The following is a 779-nucleotide window of genomic DNA, read 5'->3' on the forward strand; positions in this document are numbered from 1 at the left end:
CATTCTGAAACACAAAAATTGAATTTTCATATCAAAATCAAGCTATTCATATAACCTACACATTTTATAAATTATAATGGTTTTCAAACATTCCAAATCTATGAATCGTATGAAATTTATGTGGCTCTCAATTTTATAATTTTAATATAAAAATTCATTTAATATTATTGTTACAAATACTTGTTTTTAATAATATCTTCTTACTTACTTGTCAATATTGAATGGTGTCACAATTTCAGGGAAAGTCATGTTCTGCGCAATGGAACGTGGAACTCCTACTTGATCAATGCCCAGATTAGGATCTGGAGTGATGACAGTACGTGCTGAGAAATCAACACGCTTGCCCATCAAATTACCTCGGATACGGCCTTCTTTGCCTTTCAATCTGGCTTTTAATGCCTTTAATGGTTTTCCTGATTTTTGCATAGCTCTAAAAAAAAAGAAAAAATAAATTGTAATATGCTAATATAAATTAAAAATTATACTAATTATAACATAAACATAATTCCTCAAGATCGCAAAAGAAATGTCAATGTATGGCAGGAGCTGAATATTATGAGTATACTTGAGAATTGTCCAATATCAGCCATAATGGTTGGAACATCCTAACTGAATGAATAACTCCCACATCGCCAAACAACTAAGGAATTCTAAGCTTAAAGGACAGAGAGGTGTGGGGTGTTCGAAGAAGTGTTGGAGTGACCAGCTCTAGTCTACCTGCTTCGGACCCCAACAAACCATTTTTGGTTTAATTCTTGCTGAAGATGAGATGATGATGA

1 protein-coding gene is annotated in these 779 nt (G+C 32.9%); it reads right to left on the reverse strand.

The features are described 5' to 3' along the window. Positions 1 to 204: 204 nt before the first annotated feature. Positions 205 to 426 carry a hypothetical protein gene (locus tag MAGTDC_RS03620; RefSeq protein WP_146657084.1) on the reverse strand — a complete coding sequence of 74 codons (222 nt, stop codon included), beginning with the start codon at positions 424 to 426 and terminating at the stop codon, positions 205 to 207. Positions 427 to 779: the final 353 nt, after the last annotated feature.

It is taken from the genome of Candidatus Hodgkinia cicadicola (genome assembly GCF_002774925.1).